Here is a 15,125-nt window from a genome sequence, read left to right as displayed (position 1 = left end):
CCCTAACCGCTCAAAACGATTCCCAACCCGCGTACCCTTTCCATTGCTCGCCGTCCACGAGCACCCGGGCCGGGCTGTCGAGCACTCGCCCGATGACGCGCCAACCGTCGGGCACCAGCCCGCCGAAACAGGCGACCAGCGCATGGTCTTCGCCGCCGCCCAGCACCCACGGCCACGGGTCGGCGCCCACCGCCGCAGCGGCCGCTGCCAGCGCATCGCGGTCTGCCGTCAGCGCCGCCGCGGACAGGTCGATGCCCACCGCCGAAGCCTCGGCGACATGTCGCAGGTCGGCGATCAAGCCGTCGGACACGTCGATCATCGCCTCTGCCCCGGCGGCTGCGGCCGAAGCTCCCTGGCCATAAGGCGGTTGCGGCACAAGGTGGCGCCGCCGTAGTTCGTCGAACTGATCGATTCCGTTGTGCCACAAGGCATGACCGGCCGCCGAACGACCAAGCTCACCCGCGACGGCCAGCGTTGAGCCGGCCTTCGCCCCTGATCTCAGCACCGGCGCGCGGCCGTCGAGCTCGCCCAGCACGGTCACCGACAGCACCCACTGCGGACAGCTGACCAGATCCCCGCCCGCGATGCCGGCACCGATCCGCTGCGCCTCGTCCCACATCCCGTCGGCAAGCGCATCCACCTGATGCGCCGGGGTGTCCCCAGGCGCTCCGAACCCCACCACGAACGCGGTCGGCCGCCCGCCCATCGCTTCGATGTCGGCGGCATTCTGCGCGATCGCCTTGCGGCCGACGTCGTGCGGTGTCGACCAGTCCAGCCGAAAGTGGCGGTCCTGCACCAGCACATCGGTCGACACCAGCGTGCGACCGTCGCCGGCGGACACCACCGCCGCATCGTCGCCGGGGCCCAGCAGCACTGCGGCGGGTTGCCGGCGGCCCTGCGCCAAACGCCGGATCACCGCGAACTCACCGAGCTGCTGCAGCGTCGAAGGCTGCCCTGCTGTGTCGTCGCGCACGCCACCTCCAACCGCAAGGGCCTCGGGTAAGTTTGGTCCCTGCCCGCCCGGGCGGACCGCGCCAGTGTATGAGAGTCCGAGGTAGCCACGCAGGTGACAGTCGACTCGGACGGCCCGCCACGCGCTCTTGTCATTGCCGCGGCGCTGCTGGGCGTGACGGCAATCGGCGTCATTCTGGTCATCGCGGCCAATCGGGAGGCACCACCGCAGCCCGTTGCCCTTCCCGGCGTTCCGGCGCCCCGGGCCGCCGCACCTGCATGCAAAGCCCTGACGGCGGCGCTGCCGCAGCGGCTCGGAAGCTATCAGCGCGCGCCGTTGGCGCAACCTGCGCCGGACGGGGCCGCGGCCTGGCGGGCCGGGCCGGACGGCGAGCCGGTGGTGCTGCGCTGCGGGTTGGACCGCCCGGCCGATTTCGTGGTGGGCTCCCCGATCCAGGTGGTCGACCGGGTGCAGTGGTTCCGGGTGAACGCGCAGTCGGAAGGGGACACCGGCCGGTCCACCTGGTATGCGGTGGACCGCCCGGTCTATGTGGCGTTGACGCTGCCGCCAGGATCCGGGCCGGCACCGATTCAGGAGCTCTCGGACGTGATCGATCGCACCGTCGGCGCGGTGCCCATCGATCCGGCGCCGGCGCGTTAGCCGCCGCGCGACAGCGCCCTCTTAGCGCAGTCCCACGCCGCGGGCCAGCGCCGTTTCCACCATGGTGGCCAACAGTGTTGGGTAGTCGACACCACTGGCCGCCCACATCCGCGGGTACATCGAGATCGTGGTGAAGCCGGGCATCGTGTTGATTTCGTTGATCACCGGTCCGTCTTCGGTGAGGAAGAAATCCACCCGGGCCAGGCCCTGGCAGTCGATCGCCCGAAACGCCCGGATTGCCAGTTCCCGTACCGCATCGGCCACCTCGTCGTCGACCTTGGCCGGCACGTCGAGTTCGGCCGCGTCGTCGAGATACTTGGTCGCGAAGTCGTAGAACGCGTCCTCGCGTCCGCGTACCCCGGCCACCCGGATCTCGCCGAGAGTGCTGGCTTCCACTGTGCCGTCAGGCATTTCGAGGACACCGCACTCCAGCTCGCGGCCGTTGACCGCCGCCTCGACGATCACCTTCGGGTCATGGCGACGAGCGCCGGCGACCGCGGCGGGCAACTGGTCCCAGCTCGACACCCGGCTCACACCGATCGACGAGCCGCCGCGCGCGGGTTTGACGAACACCGGCAAGCCCAACCGCTCGCGCTCCTCGGGTTGCAACGCGAGGCGGGAGGGCTTCAGCACCGCATGCGGACCAACCGGCAGCCCCTCGGCGACCAGCAACTTCTTGGTGAATTCTTTGTCCATTCCCGCCGCACTGGCCAGCACACCAGCGCCGACGTAGGGCACGCCGGCCAGCTCGAGCAGCCCCTGGATGGTGCCGTCCTCGCCGTACGGACCGTGCAGTACCGGGAACACCACGTCGACCGACGCCAAAACCTCTCCGGCTTTCAGGCCGGCGCCGGCCGGTAACGACACCAACTGGCCACGGCGGCGCGGGTCGGCCGGCAGCGCCAGCTCGGTGCCCGACTCGGAAGTCACCTCGGGCAACTGCCGGTTGGTGATGGCCAGCGCATCCGGGTCGCCGTCGGTGAGCACCCAGGACCCTTCGGGGGTGATGCCCACCGCGATCAGCTCGAACCGCTCCGGGTCTAGATTGCGCAAAATGCTGCCCGCGGACACACACGAAATAGCGTGCTCGTTGCTGCGCCCGCCGAACACGACGGCCACGCGCACGCGCCGGTCGCGCGGCGTCGCGGGCGGGCCGGATTGGGTCACAACCTTCAGAGGCTACCGGTTGCGCTGTCGTCGAGCCTGCGGCCTTGGCGTCGAGCCTGCGTCCAGGGCTAGCTTGCGGGCCTCGCGAACGCCGTGGCCGCAGTCTCGAGAGCCACTCGAACCCGCTCATTCGGGCTTGGTGCTGCGGCCCAGCAGCAATGCCATCGCCTCGTCGACCGAGAGCCCTTTGTGGCAGACCCGGTGCACCGCGTCAGTAAGGGGCATCTCGACGTCGTAGCTGGACGCCAGCGCCAGCACCGACTGACACGACGTCACCCCCTCGACGACATGACCATCCTTGACCTGCAACGCCGACTGCACGTTCTCGCGACGGCCCAGGCGCTCGCCCAGCGACCGGTTGCGCGAATACGGCGAGGTGCAGGTGGCCACCAGGTCGCCGACTCCGGCCAGACCGGCCAGCGTCGCTCCCTTGGCACCGAGCGCGATGCCGAGCCGCATGATCTCCGCGAGTCCCCGCGTGATGATCGCCGCTGCGGTGTTCTCGCCCAGGCCGACACCGGCCGCCATGCCACACGCGAGCGCGATGACGTTCTTGCACGCCCCGCCGATTTCCGTGCCGACGACGTCGGAGTTGGTGTACGGCCGGAAGTATCCGCTGTTAAGCATGCGCTGTAGGGCGACCGCCCGGCCCGAGTCGCTGCATGCGATGACGGTGGCAGCGGGCTGGCGCTCGGCGATCTCGCTGGCCAGGTTCGGCCCCGAAATCACCGCGACCTGACTGGGGTCCACACCGGTCACCGCAACGATGACCTGGCTCATCCGCATCAAGGTGTCCAGTTCGATGCCCTTGGCCAGGCTGGCCAGGGTCGCGCCATGTGACAACAACGGCGCCCACCGCTCGAGATTGCCGCGCATCGTTTGCGCCGGCACGCCCAGCAACACCGTCGTCGCGCCGCTCAGCGCTTCTTCGGCGTCCGAGGTCGCGCGGATGCTCGGCGGCAGCGGCGCACCGGGCAGATAGTCGCCGTTGTATCGGGTGGCGTTGATCTGTTCGGCGACCTCGGAGCGACGCGCCCACAGGATGACCTGTGTCTCTGGCCCGCCGGCGTCGGCGAGCACCCTGGCCAGCGCCGTACCCCACGCACCGGCGCCCATCACCGTCACGGCGCCTGTTGTGCCGGCCATCCGCCCTCCTCAGTGAGCCCGCTATTGCCTTGTCGGCGCTTCAGATTAACGCCTGCGTGGGAGGCGGCACCGGCCTGGAGATGTCCGCTGGCAGGATAATCGCATGAGCGGCACACGGGCCGACGGTGCAAGCGATATCGCCCTGATCATCGCCGTCAAGCGACTGGCCGCGGCCAAGACGAGACTGGCACCGGTGTTCTCGGCGCGCACCCGGGAGAACGTGGTGCTGGCCATGCTGCAGGACACGCTGACCGCGGCGACGCGCGTTCGATCACTGCGGTCGATCACCGTTGTCACGCCCGACCAAGCCGCGGCGGCCGCGGCAGCCGACCTCGGTGCCGAGGTGCTGACCGACCCGACGCCCGAGGGCCATCGCGACCCACTCAACCACGCCATCGCCGCGGCCGAACGAGCCGTCGCCGGATCATGTCCCAATCTTGTTGTGCTGCAAGGTGATTTGCCTGCGCTACAGACACAGGAGCTGGACGAGGCGATCGCGGCCGCGCGTCACCACCGGCGCAGCTTCGTCGCCGACCGGCTGGGCACCGGCACCTCGGCACTCTGCGCTTTCGGCAGCGCGCTGGACCCCCAGTTCGGGTCGGATTCTTCGGCGCGGCATCGCCGTTCGGGCGCCATCGAGCTGACGGGAGCCTGGCCCGGCCTGCGCTGCGACGTCGACACGCCAGCCGACCTGGCGGCCGCCCGCCGGCTGGGGATCGGGCCCGCGACCGCGCGCGCCATCGCACACCGCTGACGAGGGCGGCTTGACGAGCAAAGCGATATATAAGTGTGCCCGCTGCGCTGGCCGCACGACGGGCGATGAGCAATGATCGCAGGGTGACTGAAATCGAAGCTGAGGCGCGGCCCGACGAGGATCTGTGGTCTCCCGGCGACTCGGCGTTGGCAGCGCCACCGGCCGCCACTCCCGCGGCGATCACCGACGCGCTGCCAGAGGACCGCTACCTCAACCGGGAACTGAGCTGGCTGGACTTCAACGCGCGGGTGCTCGCGCTGGCCGACGACAACTCGCTGCCGCTATTGGAGCGGGCGAAGTTCCTGGCGATCTTCGCCTCCAACCTCGACGAGTTCTACATGGTCCGGGTGGCCGGGCTGAAACGGCGCGACCAGATGGGCCTATCGGTCCGGTCCGCCGACGGGCTGACACCGCGTGAGCAGTTGCGCCGCATCGGTGAACAGACACAGCACATCGCCAGCCGGCATGCACGAGTGTTCCTGGATTCGGTGCTACCGGCGCTCGGCGAAGAGGGTATCTCGATCGTCACGTGGGACGATCTGGATCAGGCTGAGCGCGAGCAGTTGTCGACCTATTTCCACGAGCAGGTGTTCCCCGTGCTGACACCGCTCGCGGTCGACCCCGCACATCCGTTCCCGTTTGTGAGCGGGCTGAGCCTGAACCTGGCGATCACCGTCAGGCAACCCGACGACGGCGGACAGCACTTCGCCAGGGTCAAGGTGCCCGACAACGTCGATCGTTTCGTAGAACTGGGCGCCGGGGAAGGCGCCGAAATATCTGCCGAGGCCGAAGGCCACGCCAAGGTGCGGTTCCTGCCGATGGAAGAGTTGATCGCGGCCTTCCTCCCGGTGTTGTTCCCGGGCATGGAGATTGTCGAGCATCACGCGTTCCGCATTACCCGCAACGCCGATTTCGAGGTGGAAGAGGACCGCGACGAAGACCTGCTGCAGGCGCTGGAGCGGGAATTGGCGCGACGGCGGTTCGGTTCGCCGGTGCGGCTCGAGGTCGCCGACGACATGACCGAGGGCATGCTGGAATTGCTGCTGCGCGAACTCGACGTACACCCCGGGGATGTCATCGAAGTGCCGGGGCTGCTGGACTTGTCGTCGCTGTGGCAGATCTACGGCCTGGACCGGCCGGCTCTCAAAGACCGGACGTTCGTTCCCGCGACCCATCCCGCCTTCGCCGAGGGCGAGACGCCCAAGAGCATCTTCGCGACACTGCGCGAAGGTGACGTGCTGGTACACCATCCGTACGACTCGTTCTCCACCAGCGTGCAGCGATTCATCGAGCAGGCCGCCGCCGATCCCAACGTGCTGGCGATCAAACAAACGCTGTACCGCACATCCGGTGATTCGCCGATTGTGCGCGCGCTCATCGACGCCGCCGAAGCCGGAAAGCAAGTGGTGGCCCTGGTCGAGATCAAGGCGCGCTTTGACGAACAAGCCAATATCCGTTGGGCGCGTGAGCTCGAGCAGGCAGGCGTACACGTCGTGTACGGATTCGTCGGACTCAAAACGCATTGCAAGACATGCCTGGTGGTGCGCCGCGAAGGACCGACGATCCGGCGCTACTGCCACATCGGAACCGGCAATTACAACGGTAAGACCGCTCGGCTCTACGAGGACGTCGGTCTGCTGACCGCCGCTCCCGACATCGGTGCGGACCTGACGGACTTGTTCAACTCGCTGACCGGCTACTCCCGTAAGTTGGAGTACCGCAACCTGTTGGTAGCCCCTCGAGGCATTCGCACCGGGATCATCGAGCGTGTCGAGCGCGAAGTTGCCGCCCACCGGAAAAACGGGGGCGGGCGAATCCGGCTCAAAATGAACGCGCTTGTCGACGAACAGGTTATCGATGCGCTCTACCGTGCGTCGCAGGAAGGTGTGCGGGTCGAAATCGTGGTGCGTGGCATCTGCGCGCTCCGCCCGGGTGCCGAAGGCATATCCGAGAACATCGTCGTCCGCTCGATTCTCGGCCGTTTCCTGGAACACTCGCGGATCATCCACTTCAACGCCATCGACGAATTCTGGATCGGCAGCGCCGACATGATGCACCGCAATCTCGACCGCCGAGTCGAGGTGATGGCTCAAGTCAAAGACCCGAGACTCACCATCCAGCTGGACGATTTGTTCGAGTCCGCGTTGGACCCCGCGACCCGGTGCTGGGAACTCGGGTCCGACGGACAGTGGACTGCTGCGCCCCGGGAAGGCGAGAACGTGCGCGACCACCAGGTATCACTGATGGAGCGTCACCGCAGCCCCTGACGACGCTGTGCGAAGGCCATATCCTCCGAGCACGAGCAGCCGTGCCCGAATTGACCTGCAGGAGTTGAGGTGTCGCCCCAGAACTCGTCCACCCGCCGCCGCTCGGGGAACCGGGTGGTTTGCGCCGCCGGGGCAGTGTTGTGGCGACCCGCGCAGGTCAAATCGGCCAAGAACCCCGTCGAAATAGCGGTGATCCACCGGCCGCGGTACGACGACTGGTCGCTGCCCAAAGGGAAAGTGGACCCCGGCGAGACCGCGCCGGTGGCCGCCGCGCGAGAGGTATTCGAGGAGACGGGTCACCGTGCCATCCTCGGCAGGCGGCTGGCTACGGTGACCTACCCGATCGATCAAGGCATCAAGAAAGTGTGTTACTGGGCGGCGCGCAGCATCGGTGGGGATTTCGTCCCCGGTAACGAGGTCGACGAGATGGTCTGGTTGCCGTTCGCCGAGGCGATGAAGAAGCTCGACTACCCACAGGATCGAAAGGTATTGCGCCGGTTCGGCAAACAGCCCGCAGATACGCACACCGTGTTAGTGGTCCGGCATGGGACGGCGGGCAGCAAGGCACGCTACAAAGGGGACGACACCAAACGGCCGTTGGACAAGAAGGGACGGGCGCAGGCCGAGGCACTGGTTCCACAGCTGCTGGCCTTCGGTGCCACTGACGCCTATGCCGCCGACCGGGTGCGCTGCCACCAGACGCTGGAACCCCTGGCGGCCGAACTGGGTGTGCCCATTCACAACGAGCCGGGCCTCACCGAGGAGGCCTACGCCAAGAACCCCAAACGCGGCCGAAACCGGATGCTGCAGATCGCCGAAAAGTCGGGCACACCGGTGATTTGCTCACAGGGCAAGGTAATTCCGGACCTCATCGCCTGGTGGTGTGAACGCGACGGGATACGCGCCGACAAAGCCCGCAACCACAAAGGCAGCACGTGGGTGCTGTCACTGGCCGGGGGCCGAGTGGTGGCAGCAGACCACATCGGCGGCGCGCTGGGCGCCAACGCAGAGGGATAACACGCAGATACCCTTCGGGGGCAGCCGCCACCCGAAGGGTATCTGTGCCTGAGATTTACTGCGTTACTTGCGGCCCCGCCGTGCGGTCGCCTTCTTGGCGGGTGACTTGCTGGCAAGCCTCTTTGCCGCAGCCTTCTTGGCCGGAGCCTTGCTCGTCTTGCGAGCCAGAGTCTTGGCGGCAGCCTTCTTGGCCCCAGAAGCGGTGGCCTTGCTGGCGGTCTTCTTAGCCGCAGACTTGGTCGCGGCCTTCTTGGCCGGAGCCTTGCTGGCGGTCTTCTTGGCCGCAGACTTGGTCGCGGCCTTTCTGGCCGGAGCCTTGCTGGCGGTCTTCTTAGCCGCAGACTTGGTCGCCTTCTTGGCGGGCGCCTTCTTGGCGGTTCTCTTGGCTGTACTCGTTGCGACACCACGCTTCACAGCAGGTCCTTCCGACGGGAGTTTTTGTGCCCCAGACACAACCGCTTTGAATTGAGCCCCCGGCCGGAACGCCGGGACGGACGTCGGCTTCACTTTCACCGTCTCGCCGGTACGCGGATTGCGGGCCACCCGTGCCGCGCGACGCCGCTGTTCGAACACACCGAAACCGGTAATGGTGACGCTGTCACCCTTGTGCACCGCGCGCACAATAGTGTCGACGACATTCTCGACGGCGGCCGTTGCCTGCCGTCGGTCCGAGCCCAATTTCTGTGTGAGCACATCTATGAGCTCTGCTTTGTTCATCCAAACCCTCCAAGCCAGTGGTCCTCGTTTCGGAACCGACTAGCAGACACGGTAAACCCTTACCCACTTGATTTCCAAGAGCCACGCGCAATTTCAGGCCCCAGCAATCTGAATTTCCGCAATCCGGTTGCCGCCCTTGATCGGTGGTGTGGCCGGGAAATCCGCTTCGCTTGACCGCGCCGACCGAGGCGGAATTCGCCCCTCTGCGAGGCGTCAGGAAGTGGGCCCAGTGCGCGGCTTCCAGTCCGGATAGGCGGCCTCGAAAGCCTCGATCTCGTCGAGTTTCCGCAGCGTAAGGGCTATATCGTCGAGTCCTTGGAGAAGTCGCCAGGCGGTGTGATCGTCAATCTTGAACGGCAGCACCACTGTTCCCGCGGTGACATTTCGATCTTGAAGATTGACAGTGATTTCCAAGCCCGGACTCTGCTCTATCAGCTTCCAAAGTAGTTCCACATCGTCTTGGGCAACTTCGGCGGCCAACAGACCCGCCTTGCCCGCGTTGCCCCGGAAAATGTCACCGAACCGAGATGAGATAACCACCCGGAACCCGTAGTCCATGAGCGCCCAGACCGCATGCTCACGCGATGACCCGGTACCGAAATCGGGTCCGGCGACCAACACCGAACCCCGGTCAAAGGGGCTGAGATTTAGCACAAATGAGGGATCCGATCGCCAGGTCGCGAACAAGCCGTCCTCGAAACCGGTTCGGGTGACACGCTTCAGAAATACCGCGGGGATGATCTGATCGGTATCGACATTGGACCGTCTCAGCGGCACGCCGATCCCGGTGTGGGTGTGAAAGGCTTCCATATTCGTTCCTGTTCTGGCGAATCAATTCAAATCTGAGGGCGCGGAAAGGGTGCCGCGAACCGCGGTGGCGGCGGCAACAGCCGGGGACACCAGATGAGTGCGACCCCCCTTGCCCTGCCGCCCTTCGAAATTGCGGTTAGACGTCGCCGCGCATCGCTCCCCGGGCGCGAGTTGATCGGGGTTCATCCCCAGGCACATTGAGCATCCCGCCTGCCGCCACTCGGCACCCGCGGCCGCGAAAATCTCGCCCAGCCCTTCGGCTTCGGCCTGTGCGCGCACCCGCATCGAACCCGGAACGACCAGCATCCGCACTCCTGATGCCACCTTGCGGCCGCGCAAGATGTCGGCCACCACCCGCAGATCTTCGATGCGACCGTTGGTGCAAGACCCGACGAATACGGCGTCTACCGAGATATCGCGCATGGCCGTTCCAGGCCGAAGGTCCATGTATGCCAATGCTTTCTCGGCGGCCTGACGCTCCCCGTCGTCGGTCATCAGCTCCGGATCCGGCACGGCCGCGGCCAGCGGCACACCCTGTCCGGGGTTGGTGCCCCAGGTGACGAAGGGGCTCAACGCGCCCGCATCCAGATAGACCTCCGTGTCGAAGAGGGCTCCGGGGTCGGTGCGTAACTGCTGCCAGTATGCGAACGCGGCGTCCCACTGCGCGCCCGTCGGCGCGTGCGGGCGGCCTCGCAGGAACTCGTAGGTGACCTCGTCGGGAGCGACCATGCCGGCACGTGCGCCGGCTTCGATGCTCATGTTGCAGACCGTCATCCGCCCTTCCATGGACAGCGATTCGATGGCGCTGCCCCGGTATTCGATGACATGACCCTGGCCGCCGCCGGTGCCGATCTTGGCGATCAACGCCAGAATGATGTCCTTGGCCGTCACGCCATCGGGCAACTGGCCGTCGACATTGACGGCCATGGTCTTGAACGGGCGCAGCGGCAGCGTCTGGGTGGCCAGCACGTGCTCGACCTCCGACGTTCCGATACCCATAGCCAACGCACCGAACGCGCCATGGGTAGAGGTATGGCTGTCGCCGCAGACGATCGTCATGCCCGGTTGGGTAAGGCCCAGTTGCGGCCCCACGACATGCACGATGCCCTGCTCGATATTTCCCATCGGATATAGCCGGACACCGAATTCCGCGCAGTTGCGCCGCAATGTCTCCACCTGGGTTCGCGACACGAGATCGGCGATCGGCTTGTCGATGTCGATAGTGGGCACGTTGTGATCCTCGGTGGCCAGCGTCAGGTCGGGGCGGCGCACCGGGCGCCCCGCCAGGCGCAGGCCGTCGAAGGCCTGCGGGCTGGTCACCTCGTGCACCAGATGCAGATCGATATAGATCAGGTCGGGCGCCCCGTCTTGTCCGCGGACCACAACGTGGTCGTCCCAAACCTTCTCGGCCAGCGTGCGCGGCCTGCCGGTAGTGGATTCCATCTCGAAGTCGCCTCTGTTCAGTCATTCGCGGCGCGCCGGGCACCCGGATTGGTAATCTCAGAATGCGAGACGCTAATATCTCTTTGTGAGACAGCATAGCGGTATCGGCGTCCTCGACAAAGCCGTCGACATTTTGCATACCATCGCGGAATCTCCGTGCGGGCTGGCCGAATTGTGCGAGCGGACTGGATTGCCCAGGGCTACCGCGCACCGGCTGGCCGCCGCGTGTGAGTTTCATCGCCTGTTGGGCCGCGACGACGAGGGCCGGTGGTGTCTCGGACCCGCGGTCACCGAACTCGCGGCTCATGTCAACGATCCGCTACTGGCGGCGGGTTCGGTGGTGCTGCCGCAGTTGCGCGAGACCACCGGCGAAAGCGTGCAGTTGTACCGTCGCGAGGGCATTTCGCGGGTCTGCATTGCCGCGGTGGAACCCCCTGCAGGCCTTCGCGATACGGTTCCGGTCGGGGCGCGCTTGCCGATGACGGCGGGTTCGGGAGCCAAAGTGCTGCTGGCTCACAGCGACGCGGCCACCCAAGCGGCGGTCTTGCCGAGCGCGAAATTCACCGGACGGGTGCTGGCTGATGTGCGGCGGCGAGGGTGGGCGCAAAGCGTGGCCGAGCGCGAGCCTGGTGTCGCGAGTGTGTCGGCGCCGGTGCGCGATGGCCGCGGTGCCGTCATCGCTGCGATCTCGGTGTCGGGGCCCATCGACCGGATCGGGCGGCGTCCGGGGGCACGCTGGGCGGCGGACTTACTGGCCGCCGCTGACGCGCTCACCCGCCGGCTGTGATTCGCGCCTCGGAGCTGGGCGTCGAGCCTGCATCCAGGGCGAGTAACTCGCCGACAACCGCGCCCTGGCCGCAGGCTGGACGCCACCACTGCAGAATCGGTCGGCGCGGCCTGACAAACTGACGCCATGGGAACCAACCAGCGCGCGAGCATCGTCATGTCCGAGGCGGAAATCGCCGAGTTCGTCGTCAAGAGCCGTACCGGCACCCTGGCCACCATCGGCCGTGACGGCCAACCACATCTGACCGCGATGTGGTACGCCGTGGTCGACGACGAAATCTGGCTCGAGACCAAGGCCAAGTCGCAGAAAGCGGTCAATCTCAAACGCGATCCGCGGGTGAGCTTCCTGATCGAGGACGGCGATACCTACGACACCCTGCGCGGCGTGTCCTTCGAAGGCGTTGCCGAGATTGTCGACGATCCCGACGCGCTGCACCGAGTGGGGGTCAGCGTCTGGGAGCGCTATACAGGTCCCTACACCGACGATTTGAAGCCCATGGTCGACCAGATGATGAACAAGCGCGTCGGCGTACGTATCGTCAGCCGACGCGCCCGCTCCTGGGATCACCGCAAGCTGGGGTTGCCGCACATGCCGGTAGGCGGCTCTACCGCACCCGCCGCGAGCTAAGGGCGAGTTCCTCGCTTGCTGAGACGCAACAATCCCCCGTTCCGCCTGGAAACTGGGGGATTTATGTCTACTCGGTTTTTTGTAGCCCCGATGGGATTCGAACCCACGCTACCGCCGTGAGAGGGCGGCGTCCTAGGCCGCTAGACGACGGGGCCAGACACGATCCGAGCAGTCAGCATATCTCACCCGGGTAGGCCCACCTAATCGCTGGAGATCGCTGGGACCTCTGCTCGAACCCCTTGCGCGAGACCAATCTACTTTGCTGGGGTACCAGGACTCGAACCTAGAATGGCTGAACCAGAATCAGCTGTGTTGCCAATTACACCATACCCCATTGGCTGCCTAAAACCGCTGGTCAGAGACCTTTCGCAGACCCAAAAAGTGTCCGGCGAACGCCCTTGCCCGCGGTTGTCGGCCGACGTGCAGACTACCAAAGACTCGACGCGCAATCCTCATCGCCGTTCCATCACTCCCGACGGCCCACCGCGTTTCGCAGCCGCTGCAAAGTGCGGTCGCGACCCAGCAGCTCGAGTGATTCGAACAACGGCGGGCTGATCGATGTTCCGGTCGCCGCCACCCTGACCGGGCCGAACGCCTTGCGCGGTTTGAGACCCAGATCCTCGATAAGCGCGGACTTCAGGACTGCCTCGACATTGGCCGCGGTCCAGTCCACCACGCCGTCCAGCGCGGTCAGCGCGGCCTCGAGCACCCGGTCCCCGTCCGATCCCAGCTCCTTGGCAGCGGCTTTGGGGTCGATCGCATATTGGTCGTCGTTGAGGAATTTCAGCAACTCCCACGCGTCGGCGAGGACGACGATGCGGGTCTGAACCAAGTGAGCCGCGACGGCGAACCGCGCGTCATCCAATTCGATGTGGTGGCCGTGCACGTCCAGATAGTCGCGCAGCCTGGTGGTGAAATCGTCGGCGTCTAGCATGCGGATGTGCTCGGCGTTGATCGCGTCCGCCTTCTTCTGGTCGAACCGGGCGGGGTTGGAGTTGACGTCGGCGACGTCGAACGCGGCCACCATCTCGTCGAGGCTGAACAGGTCGCGATCATCGGCGATCGACCAGCCGAGCAACGCAAGGTAATTCAGCAGACCCTCAGGGATGAATCCGCGTTCGCGATGGGCGAAGAGGTTGGACTGCGGGTCACGCTTCGAAAGTTTCTTGGTGCCCTCTCCCAATACCGTTGGGAGATGGGCGAATTCCGGAGTGCGCTCCGCAACCCCGATCCGGATCAGCGCCTGATACAGCGCCAGCTGGCGCGGAGTCGACGGCAGCAGATCCTCGCCGCGCAGCACATGCGTGATCTTCATCAGTGCGTCGTCGCACGGGTTGACCAAGGTGTACAAGGGATCTCCGCTCGCGCGGGTCAACGCGAAATCGGGTACCGTGCCGGCCGCGAAGGTGGTGGTCCCCCGCACCAGGTCGTGCCAGACGAGGTCTTGGTCGGGCATCCGTAAGCGCACCACCGGCTGACGGCCTTCCGCCAGGTATGCGGCGCGCTGCGAGTCCGTCAGGTGACGATCGAAATTGTCATAGCCCAGCTTGGGATTACGTCCCGCCGCGACGTGACGGGCCTCGACCTCTTCCGGTGTCGAGAATGCGTAGTAGGCCTCTCCTGCGTCCAGCAGCCTGCCAACCACGTCACGGTAGATTTCGGTGCGCTGCGATTGGCGGTAGGGGCCATAGGGTCCGCCGACCCCCGGCCCCTCGTCCCAGTTCAGGCCGAGCCAGCGTAACGCGTCGATCAGCGCCAGATAGCTTTCCTCGCTGTCCCGTTGGGCGTCGGTGTCCTCGATGCGGAATACGAAGGTGCCGCCGGTGTGACGGGCGTAGGCCCAGTTGAACAGCGCGGTGCGGACCATCCCGACGTGTGGCGTGCCGGTGGGCGACGGGCAGAACCGAACCCGGACTTTGGCTTCAGGGGCAGTCACGGCTTTCCTTTGCGGACTACGGGATTGGTGAGTGTGCCAATTCCCTGCACAGTTATGGCGACGGTGTCACCGTCCTCGATCGGACCGACACCGGCGGGTGTGCCGGTGAGGATCAGGTCACCGGGAAGCAATGTCATTACCGCCGAGATCCATTCGACGATGGCGCCGACGTCGTGAATCATCAACGAGGTGCGGCTGCTTTGTTTGATGTCGCCGTTCACCTCGGTGCGCAGTTCCAGGTCGGCCGGGTCCAGAGGACTCAGGTCGGTGACGATCCAAGGTCCGACCGGACAGAAGGTGTCGTGCCCTTTGGCCCGGGTCCATTGGCCGTCGGATTTCTGCTGATCGCGCGCAGACACGTCGTTGGCGATCGTGTAACCGAGGATGTTCTCGGCGGCCCGGGCGGCTGGAACGTCTTTGCACGGCCGACCGATTGCTATCGCCAACTCACCTTCGAAGTGGACGGGTGATGCATTGGCGGGCAAGCGAATCGGAACGTTGGGACCGATGATCGCGGTGTTCGGTTTGAGGAAGATCACCGGGTCCGCCGGTACGGGGCCGGTCGCACCGCCCATTTCGGCGATGTGGTCGGCATAATTCTTGCCGACACAGACCACCTTGCTGGCCAGGATCGGGGCCAGCAGTCGGACATCGGCCAGTGGCCAAGATCGGCCGGTGAATGTCGGCGTGCCGAATGGATGCTCAGCGATCTCCCGCGCGGTCATTTCGGCGGGATTTTCCGGGTCACCCTCGATGCTGACGAAAGCGACACCGTCTGGGCTGGCGATTCGACCAAGGCGCATTCGGTTGAGCCTAGTGAGGGTCGCCAGCGCGGCGAAGCC

Annotated in this window: 14 protein-coding genes and 2 tRNA genes; 6 read left to right on the top strand and 10 right to left on the bottom strand. The window is 65.9% G+C overall.

What is annotated here, in order from left to right:
* Positions 1-10: 10 nt before the first annotated feature.
* Complete coding sequence (locus tag A5791_RS03590; RefSeq protein ID WP_067231176.1) at positions 11-973, bottom strand: thiamine-phosphate kinase; 963 nt, start codon at positions 971-973, stop codon at positions 11-13.
* Between the two features lie 93 nt (positions 974-1,066).
* On the opposite strand from A5791_RS03590, the gene A5791_RS03585 reads away from it, so the two are divergent.
* Positions 1,067-1,612, top strand: a complete 546-nt coding sequence (locus tag A5791_RS03585; RefSeq protein ID WP_067231173.1) for a DUF3515 domain-containing protein — start codon at positions 1,067-1,069, stop codon at positions 1,610-1,612.
* A 21-nt stretch (positions 1,613-1,633) separates the two neighbouring features.
* On the opposite strand, the gene A5791_RS03580 is transcribed toward A5791_RS03585, so the two are convergent.
* Together A5791_RS03580 and A5791_RS03575 are read right to left on the bottom strand one after the other, a co-directional pair.
* Complete coding sequence (locus A5791_RS03580) at positions 1,634-2,779, bottom strand: D-alanine--D-alanine ligase family protein (RefSeq protein ID WP_067231170.1); 1,146 nt, start codon at positions 2,777-2,779, stop codon at positions 1,634-1,636.
* A 126-nt stretch (positions 2,780-2,905) separates the two neighbouring features.
* A complete protein-coding gene (locus A5791_RS03575) occupies positions 2,906-3,925 on the bottom strand; it encodes an NAD(P)H-dependent glycerol-3-phosphate dehydrogenase (protein WP_067231166.1) in 1,020 nt (339 codons plus the stop codon).
* Between the two features lie 103 nt (positions 3,926-4,028).
* Here A5791_RS03575 and cofC point away from each other — a divergent pair, with 103 nt between their 5' ends.
* The 3 genes from cofC (at position 4,029) to A5791_RS03560 (ending at position 7,963) form a co-directional block, all read left to right on the top strand.
* On the top strand, positions 4,029-4,679 hold the full coding sequence (cofC, locus tag A5791_RS03570; protein ID WP_067231162.1) for a 2-phospho-L-lactate guanylyltransferase: 651 nt from the start codon (positions 4,029-4,031) through the stop codon (positions 4,677-4,679).
* A gap of 65 nt (positions 4,680-4,744) precedes the next feature.
* Entirely contained in the window at positions 4,745-6,946 is a 2,202-nt protein-coding gene (locus A5791_RS03565; protein WP_067231241.1) for an RNA degradosome polyphosphate kinase, read from the top strand.
* Between the two features lie 69 nt (positions 6,947-7,015).
* Positions 7,016-7,963: an NUDIX hydrolase gene (locus tag A5791_RS03560; RefSeq protein WP_067231159.1), complete on the top strand. Its 948-nt coding sequence runs from the start codon at positions 7,016-7,018 to the stop codon at positions 7,961-7,963.
* Between the two features lie 63 nt (positions 7,964-8,026).
* Here A5791_RS03560 and A5791_RS03555 read toward each other — a convergent pair whose 3' ends face one another.
* The 3 genes from A5791_RS03555 to leuC form a co-directional block, all read right to left on the bottom strand.
* Entirely contained in the window at positions 8,027-8,680 is a 654-nt protein-coding gene (locus A5791_RS03555; protein ID WP_067231154.1) for an HU family DNA-binding protein, read from the bottom strand.
* 213 nt (positions 8,681-8,893) lie between these two features.
* Positions 8,894-9,490 carry a 3-isopropylmalate dehydratase small subunit gene (gene leuD / locus A5791_RS03550; protein ID WP_067231152.1) on the bottom strand — a complete coding sequence of 199 codons (597 nt, stop codon included), beginning with the start codon at positions 9,488-9,490 and terminating at the stop codon, positions 8,894-8,896.
* A gap of 21 nt (positions 9,491-9,511) precedes the next feature.
* Complete coding sequence (gene leuC / locus A5791_RS03545; RefSeq protein ID WP_067231148.1) at positions 9,512-10,933, bottom strand: 3-isopropylmalate dehydratase large subunit; 1,422 nt, start codon at positions 10,931-10,933, stop codon at positions 9,512-9,514.
* Positions 10,934-11,018: 85 nt separating this feature from the next.
* Here leuC and A5791_RS03540 point away from each other — a divergent pair, with 85 nt between their 5' ends.
* Both A5791_RS03540 and A5791_RS03535 read left to right on the top strand, forming a co-directional pair.
* On the top strand, positions 11,019-11,720 hold the full coding sequence (locus A5791_RS03540; RefSeq protein ID WP_067231144.1) for an IclR family transcriptional regulator: 702 nt from the start codon (positions 11,019-11,021) through the stop codon (positions 11,718-11,720).
* A 126-nt stretch (positions 11,721-11,846) separates the two neighbouring features.
* Positions 11,847-12,347, top strand: a complete 501-nt coding sequence (locus tag A5791_RS03535) for a PPOX class F420-dependent oxidoreductase (RefSeq protein ID WP_067231141.1) — start codon at positions 11,847-11,849, stop codon at positions 12,345-12,347.
* An 82-nt stretch (positions 12,348-12,429) separates the two neighbouring features.
* Here the strand turns inward: A5791_RS03535 and A5791_RS03530 are convergent.
* The 4 genes from A5791_RS03530 to A5791_RS03515 all read right to left on the bottom strand — a co-directional run bounded on the left by A5791_RS03530 (position 12,430) and on the right by A5791_RS03515 (position 15,086).
* Positions 12,430-12,502: transfer RNA gene (locus A5791_RS03530), tRNA-Glu, on the bottom strand.
* A 107-nt stretch (positions 12,503-12,609) separates the two neighbouring features.
* Positions 12,610-12,681: transfer RNA gene (locus tag A5791_RS03525), tRNA-Gln, on the bottom strand.
* Positions 12,682-12,813: 132 nt separating this feature from the next.
* Complete coding sequence (gltX, locus tag A5791_RS03520; RefSeq protein WP_082966715.1) at positions 12,814-14,283, bottom strand: glutamate--tRNA ligase; 1,470 nt, start codon at positions 14,281-14,283, stop codon at positions 12,814-12,816.
* The gene (locus A5791_RS03515) at positions 14,280-15,086 is read right to left on the bottom strand and encodes a fumarylacetoacetate hydrolase family protein (protein WP_067231135.1); all 807 of its coding nucleotides are present in this window, start codon (positions 15,084-15,086) and stop codon (positions 14,280-14,282) included. The genes gltX and A5791_RS03515 overlap by 4 nt, the downstream gene beginning before the upstream one ends.
* Positions 15,087-15,125: the final 39 nt, after the last annotated feature.

Origin of the sequence: Mycobacterium sp. 852002-51163_SCH5372311, assembly GCF_001667115.1 — a bacterium.
In the GTDB taxonomy this organism is placed as follows: Bacteria; Actinomycetota; Actinomycetes; order Mycobacteriales; family Mycobacteriaceae; genus Mycobacterium.
This window is presented reverse-complemented; position numbering and strand designations above follow the sequence as displayed.